The organism is Pseudomonas sp. Gutcm_11s (assembly GCF_028649395.1).
Lineage (GTDB): Bacteria > Pseudomonadota > Gammaproteobacteria > Pseudomonadales > Pseudomonadaceae > Aquipseudomonas.
In genome coordinates this window covers 453,017-459,668 of record NZ_JAQSUW010000017.1, presented here as the reverse complement: position 1 = coordinate 459,668, position 6,652 = coordinate 453,017, and the positions used below count along the sequence as shown (strand labels likewise).

Genomic DNA, 6,652 nt, shown 5'->3' with positions numbered 1-6,652 from the left:
CCTTCTTCGCGTCTGCAAGGACCAGATTTATGTCGCAAGAACGTCGTTACAGTTTCGAGTTCTTCCCCACCAAGACCGAGGCCGGTCACGAGAAGCTGATGGGCGTGGCCCGCCAGCTGGCCGGTTACAACCCGGACTTCTTCTCCTGCACCTACGGTGCCGGTGGCTCCACTCGCGACCGCACCCTCAATACCGTGCTGCAGCTCGATGGCGATGTCGGCGTGCCGACCGCGCCGCACCTGTCCTGCGTCGGTGACAGCAAGGACGAGCTGCGCAGCCTGCTCAACCAGTACAAGAACTCCGGCATCAAGCGCATCGTCGCACTGCGCGGCGACCTGCCGTCCGGCATGGGCATGGCCAGCGGCGAGCTGCGCTACGCCAACGAGCTGGTGGAGTTCATCCGCAGCGAGACCGGCGACCACTTCCACATCGAAGTGGCGGCCTACCCGGAAGTGCACCCGCAAGCGCGCAGCTACGAGGACGACCTGCAGAACTTCGTGCGCAAGTGCCAGGCCGGCGCCAACAGCGCCATCACCCAGTACTTCTTCAGCGCCGACTGCTACTTCTACTTCGTCGAGCGCGTACGCAAGCTGGGCGTGGACCTGCCGATCGTGCCGGGCATCATGCCGATCACCAACTACAGCAAGCTGGCGCGTTTCTCCGACGCCTGTGGCGCCGAGATCCCGCGCTGGGTACGCAAGCAGCTGGAAGCCTATGGCGACGACCTGGAAAGCATCCAGGCCTTCGGCGAGCAGGTGGTGAGCGAGATGTGCGAGCGTCTGCTGCAAGGCGGCGCCCCGGGCCTGCACTTCTATACTCTCAACCAGGCCGATGCCAGCCTGGCCATCTGGAACAACCTCAAGCTGCCACGCTGAGGCGAGCGCGCCGCCGCGGCAACTTCGCGGCGGCGGCGCGATCTCATACCAGACACACCCTGCGCGCCGCGATTCCGACGCGGGCGCGCGTCCGACACGGAAGCCTCGATGAATCTGGTACGCAACAAGATCAATGCCTCGGTAAGCCCCAAGGGCAGCCTGGAAACCCTTTCCCAGCGTGAAGTGCAGCAGCTGCGCGAGACCGGCTCCGGCAGCATCTACGCCCTGTTCCGCCAGTGCGCCCTGGCGATCCTCAACACCGGTTCGCACAGCGACAACGCCAAGACCATTCTCGAGGCCTACCCGGACTTCGAGGTGCTGATCCACCAGCAGGACCGCGGCATCCGCCTGGAGCTGCGCAACGCGCCGGCCGACGCCTTCGTCGATGGCGAGATGATCGCCAGTACCCGCGAGATGCTGTTCAGCGCCCTGCGCGACATCGTCTACACGCAGAGCGAGCTGGAGAACCAGCGCATCGACTTCGACAGCTCGCAGGGCATCACCGACTACGTCTTCCACCTGCTGCGCAACGCCCGCACCCTGCGCGCCGGCGTCGAGCCGCGGATGGTGGTGTGCTGGGGCGGCCACTCGATCAGCACCGAGGAATACAAGTACACCAAGAAGGTCGGCCACGAGCTCGGCCTGCGCCGCCTGGACGTCTGCACCGGTTGCGGCCCGGGCGTGATGAAGGGACCGATGAAGGGCGCCACCATCGCCCACGCCAAGCAGCGCATCGTCGGCGCGCGTTACCTGGGCCTGACCGAGCCGGGCATCATCGCCGCCGAGGCGCCCAACCCGATCGTCAACGAGCTGGTGATCCTGCCGGACATCGAGAAGCGCCTGGAGGCCTTCGTCCGCGTCGGCCACGGCATCATCATCTTCCCCGGCGGGGTCGGCACGGCCGAGGAATTCCTCTACCTGCTGGGCATCCTCACCCATCCGGACAATGCCGAGCTGCCCTTCCCGGTGATCCTCACCGGACCGAGGAGCGCCGAGCTCTACCTGCAGCAGCTGCACGACTTCATCGGCGCGACCCTGGGCAGGGCCGCCCAGCAACGCTACCAGGTGATCGTCAACGACCCGGCCGAAGTAGCGCGACAGATGGCCGCCGGCATCAAGGAAGTGGAGCAGTTCCGCCGCGAGCGCAACGACGCCTTCCACTTCAACTGGCTGCTGAAGATCGACGAGGGCTTCCAGCACCCGTTCGAACCGACCCACGCCAGCATGGCCGCGCTCAACCTGACCCGCGAGCAGCCGCTGCACGAACTGGCCGCCAACCTGCGCCGTGCCTTCTCCGGCATCGTCGCCGGCAACGTCAAGGCGCATGGCATCCGCATGATCGAGGAGCACGGCCCCTACGAGATCAAGGGAGAGCCGAGCATCATGCGCCCGCTGGACCGGCTGCTGCAGGCCTTCGTCGAGCAGCACCGCATGAAACTGCCAGGCGGCAGCGCCTATGTGCCCTGCTATCGGGTAGTCGACTGAGTCGAAGCGGCTTCGACCTATTGCTTACTTTTCAGCCAGGGTGAAACTCATTACTCTGGCCTTATGCCATTATTCCAGCGCCAGCTAATTGCCGCCTTGATGCTCTGCTCCCTCGCCCTGACGGCGAGGGCGGAGCCGCTGCGCATCGTCACCGAGGCCTGGGCCCCCTACGTCTACGAAGAGAACGGCCGCCCGGTCGGGCTCGACTACGAGATCAGCGCCGAAGTGCTGCGCCGCCTGGGCGTCGAGGTGGAGTGGCAGTTCCTGCCCTGGAAGCGCTGCCTGCTGGCCTTCGAGCAAGGCCATGCCGACGGCATTCTCGACATCTTCCGCCTGCCCGAGCGCGAGCCGAAGATGCTGTTCATCGAGGAGCCGCTGTCGGAAGTGGAGTTCGTGCTGTTCTATGCACGCCAGCGTCCCTACCCCTATCGCAAGCTGGACGACCTGCGCGACCTGCTGATCGGCACCTCGCCAGGCTACTGGTACAACGACAAGGCGTTCCGCGACTCGCGCCTGTTCAGCCGCGAGGAAGCGCCGAGCCACGAGGCCAACCTCGGCAAGCTGGTGCGCCAGCGCGTCGACCTGGTGGTCAACGACCGTCGCGCCGGCCTGTACCTGGCCAGCCAGATGAACCTCGGCCGCCAGCTCGGCTACAACCCCAAGGCCCTCGGCACCGACCGCCTGTACCTGGCGCTGCGCCGCACTCCGCAGCTGGAGGAGCTGGCCAAACGCTTCGCCATCGAGCTGCGCCGCTTCAAGCAGGAGGACGCCCATGCACGCCTGCAGGCGCGCTACGCCGAGCCACCGGACGCGCCGATCGCCGCCAAGGACTGATCCAGGTCACGCAAATCAGGCGACGGGCAGCTAGCGGCGCGACCATATTGGTCTGTTATACTCCGGGCACCCGCCAGGCTTGCGCCCGGATGCTCGGCAACCCATCGCCCAGCAGTACCGGACGGGATCGTTCAGCAAGAGCGATTCAAGCCAGGCAACTTCCCCAATGGGCCTTCGCCCCAATATGACAGGATGACTCATGTCCTTTGTTTCCCTCGGTCTCTCCGAGGCTTTAGCCAATGCGGTAGAAGCTGCCGGCTACACCCAACCCACTCCGGTGCAGCAGCGGGCCATTCCCGCCGTGTTGCAAGGCCGCGACCTGATGGTTGCCGCCCAGACCGGTACTGGTAAAACCGCGGGCTTCGCCCTGCCGATCCTGGAGCGCCTGTTCCCGGGCGGCCATCCGGACCGCGAACACCGCCACGGCCCGAAGCAGCCGCGCGTACTGGTACTGACCCCGACCCGCGAGCTGGCCGCCCAGGTGCATGACAGCTTCAAGGTGTATGCCCGCGACCTGAAATTCGTCAGCGCCTGCATCTTCGGCGGCGTCGGCATGAATCCGCAGGTACAGGCCCTGGCCAAGGGCGTCGACGTTCTGGTCGCCTGCCCCGGCCGACTGCTCGACCTGGCCAACCAGAAGGCCATCGACCTGTCGCACGTGGAGATCCTGGTTCTCGACGAAGCCGACCGCATGCTCGACATGGGCTTCATCCACGACGTGAAGAAGGTGCTGGCCAAGCTGCCGGCCCAACGTCAGAACCTGCTGTTCTCGGCGACCTTCTCCAAGGACATCACCGACCTCGCCAGCAAGCTGCTGCACGATCCGGAGCGCATCGAAGTAACGCCGCCGAACACCACGGTCGAGCGCATCGAGCAGCGCGTGTTCCGTCTGCCGGCCAGCCACAAGCGCGCGCTGCTGGCGCACCTGGTGACCATCGGTGCCTGGGAGCAGGTGCTGGTCTTCACCCGTACCAAGCACGGCGCCAACCGCCTGGCCGAGTACCTGGACAAGCACGGCCTGCCGGCCGCCGCGATCCACGGCAACAAGAGCCAGAACGCCCGCACCAAGGCCCTGGCCGACTTCAAGGCCAACCAGGTACGCATCCTGGTTGCCACCGACATCGCCGCCCGCGGCCTGGACATCGACCAGCTGCCCCACGTGGTCAACTTCGAGCTGCCCAACGTCGAGGAAGACTACGTCCACCGTATCGGCCGTACCGGCCGTGCCGGTCGCAGTGGCGAGGCCATCTCGCTGGTGGCGCCGGACGAGGAGAAACTGCTCAAGGCCATCGAGCGCCTGACCAAGCAGCGCATCCCGGATGGCGACACTCAGGGCTTCGACCCGGCCACCGTCGAGGCGGAAAAACCGGAAGTGCGCGGCCCGCGCCCAGAGCGCCAGCCGCGTGCCGACAAGCCCAAGCACGAAGCCAAGCACGAGCCCAAGGCCAACGGCGAAGCCGGCGAAGGCCAGGGCAAGAAGCGCAAGCGTCGTCGCGGCAAAGGCAAGGGCGCCGGTGAAGGCGAGCAGCAGCCGGCCCAGGGCCAGCAGCAGGCGCGCCAGCCGCGTCAGCCCAAGCCGCAACAATCCCAGGCCCCGGCGGCGCAGCCCAACCGTGACCCGGAAGAGTTCCTCGACGACGACTTCGACAACTTCGGCAACCGCGCCGACTACGTCCCTACCCAGCCGAAACCCCAGGGTCGCAACCCGCGCCGCGGTGGCCAGGGCGGCGGACAAGGTCAGGGCCAGCGCAGCCAGGGCGGCCAGCAGGGCCAGCGCCAGGGCGGTGGTGGTGGTCAGGGCGGCCAGCGTCAGGGCAAGCCTGCAGGTCAGCGCCAGGGCCAAGGCCAGGGTCAGAACCGCGGCCAGCGTCAGGGTGGCCAGCGCGCCCAGGGCGGCGGTCGTCGCGACGAAGCGCGCTACGAGCGCCAGGAGCCAGCCGTGCAGGACAGCCGCGCCACCAAGCAGCCGCTGATCATCCGCAAGGGTGAGCGCCTGCCGACCATGGAGCAGCTGGAAAGCCTGCAGGACAGCCGTCCGCGCAGCGAGAAGCCGGCACTGCTGACGCGCAAGAGCGACTCCGCGGAGTAATCTTCCGCGCAATAAAAAAGCCGGCCCCAGGGCCGGCTTTTTTATGCCACTACGAAAGCAGCTGACTTCAGCGGGAGCAGACGAGCAGCAGGCTGCCCGTCTGCCACCCAGCAAAGCCGATTACTGGCGAACGCCCTCGACGGAGAGGGTCAGCTCCACTTCCTGGGAAGCCGGGCCGAGGTCCTTCTGGATGTCGAAGTCCTTCAGCTTCAGCTTGGTGCTGCCCTCGAAGCCGGCGCGGTAGCCGCCCCACGGGTCGCTGCCTTCACCGATGAACTTGGCGGCGATCACTACCGGCTTGGTCACGCCGTTCAGGGTCAGGTTGCCGGTGATGTCGGCAGTGCCTTCGCCGGTGCTCTTGACCGAGGTGGACTCGAAGGTCGCGGTCGGGTTCTTGTCGACGTTGAGGAAGTCGCCGCTGCGCAGGTGCTTGTCACGCTCGGCGTGGTTGGAGTCGACGCTGGCGGTGTTGATGGTCACCTTTACCTTGCTCGCTTCCGGCGCCTTGGCGTCGAAGCTGAAGCTGCCGTCGAAGTCCTTGAAGGTGCCGTACAGCCAGCTGTAGCCCAGGTGGCTGATCTTGAAGTTGATGAAGGCGTGCTGGCCCTGCTTGTCGATGGCGTAGTCGGCGGCCATGGCCTGGCCGGCGAACAGTGCAGCACCCAGGGTCAGGGCGGCGATGGATTTCTTGAACATTAACAGTCTCCTTGTGGGTTACTTGCCGGTGCGACCGAACATGCGCACCAGGGTGGCGTCACGGTCAATGAAATGGTGTTTGAGGGCTGCCAGAGCATGCAGACCGGCGAAGATCACCAGGGCCCAGGCGAGGTATTCGTGGATCAGGCCGGCGACATCGGCCTGGTCCGGGATGCTGGTCAGTGTGGCCGGCACCTCGAACAGGCCGAACACGGCGATGCCGCGGTCATCGGCGGTGGAAATCAGGTAGCCGCTGAGCATCAGGGCGAACAGGGCGAAATAGAGGAAGGCATGACCGGCCTTGGAGGCCAGGCGCGTCGCCGCACCGTGGTTGCTCGGTGCCGGCGGGGGCGGGCTGAGGAAACGCCAGGCCAGGCGACCCAGCATGACAGCGAACAGGGTGATGCCGATGCTCTTGTGCAGGTCCGGCGCGGTGCGATACCAGCTGCTGTAGTAGTCCAGGCCGACCATCCACAGGCCCAGGCCGAACAGGCCGAACACCGCCAGGGCCACCAGCCAGTGCAGCGCGATGCTGACCAGGCCGTAGGTGGATTGCGAATTGCGCCACTGCATAAGAAAGCGTCCGAATGACTGAATGGGGAAAGCCTAGCGGCAAACGCATCGATTAAAAGCGGAATTTTTCGCTGCGAAATATCGAGTAACCAGATGATTA

6 protein-coding genes are annotated in these 6,652 nt (G+C 65.8%); 4 read left to right on the top strand and 2 right to left on the bottom strand.

Translation table 11 applies throughout. From position 1 onward, the window contains the following. Nucleotides 1-29 precede the first annotated feature (29 nt). The 4 genes from metF to PTT45_RS20585 all read left to right on the top strand — a co-directional run bounded on the left by metF (nt 30) and on the right by PTT45_RS20585 (nt 5,283). Nucleotides 30-875, top strand: coding sequence for a methylenetetrahydrofolate reductase [NAD(P)H] (gene metF / locus PTT45_RS20600; RefSeq protein WP_273815853.1), 846 nt, complete (start codon nt 30-32; stop codon nt 873-875). 108 nt (nt 876-983) lie between these two features. Next, nucleotides 984-2,360 carry a nucleotide 5'-monophosphate nucleosidase PpnN gene (ppnN, locus tag PTT45_RS20595; protein ID WP_273815852.1) on the top strand — a complete coding sequence of 459 codons (1,377 nt, stop codon included), beginning with the start codon at nt 984-986 and terminating at the stop codon, nt 2,358-2,360. A 63-nt stretch (nt 2,361-2,423) separates the two neighbouring features. Then, entirely contained in the window at nt 2,424-3,194 is a 771-nt protein-coding gene (locus PTT45_RS20590; protein ID WP_273815850.1) for a substrate-binding periplasmic protein, read from the top strand. 199 nt (nt 3,195-3,393) lie between these two features. Further along, nucleotides 3,394-5,283 (top strand): DEAD/DEAH box helicase, encoded by a 1,890-nt coding sequence (locus tag PTT45_RS20585; protein ID WP_273815848.1) that lies wholly within the window; start codon nt 3,394-3,396, stop codon nt 5,281-5,283. Between the two features lie 120 nt (nt 5,284-5,403). On the opposite strand, the gene PTT45_RS20580 is transcribed toward PTT45_RS20585, so the two are convergent. Further along, nucleotides 5,404-5,979: a YceI family protein gene (locus PTT45_RS20580; protein WP_273815847.1), complete on the bottom strand. Its 576-nt coding sequence runs from the start codon at nt 5,977-5,979 to the stop codon at nt 5,404-5,406. An 18-nt stretch (nt 5,980-5,997) separates the two neighbouring features. Further along, complete coding sequence (locus PTT45_RS20575) at nt 5,998-6,552, bottom strand: cytochrome b (RefSeq protein ID WP_273815846.1); 555 nt, start codon at nt 6,550-6,552, stop codon at nt 5,998-6,000. Between the last annotated feature and the right edge of the window lie 100 nt (nt 6,553-6,652).

Bases quoted from the DNA above. Each gene is read 5' to 3' on its own strand.
- metF (WP_273815853.1), top strand. From the start codon at position 30: ATGTCGCAAGAACGTCGTTACAGTTTCGAGTTCTTCCCCACCAAGACC.
- ppnN (WP_273815852.1), top strand. From the start codon at position 984: ATGAATCTGGTACGCAACAAGATCAATGCCTCGGTAAGCCCCAAGGGC.
- PTT45_RS20590 (WP_273815850.1), top strand. From the start codon at position 2,424: ATGCCATTATTCCAGCGCCAGCTAATTGCCGCCTTGATGCTCTGCTCC.
- PTT45_RS20585 (WP_273815848.1), top strand. From the start codon at position 3,394: ATGTCCTTTGTTTCCCTCGGTCTCTCCGAGGCTTTAGCCAATGCGGTA.
- PTT45_RS20580 (WP_273815847.1), bottom strand. From the start codon at position 5,979: ATGTTCAAGAAATCCATCGCCGCCCTGACCCTGGGTGCTGCACTGTTC.
- PTT45_RS20575 (WP_273815846.1), bottom strand. From the start codon at position 6,552: ATGCAGTGGCGCAATTCGCAATCCACCTACGGCCTGGTCAGCATCGCG.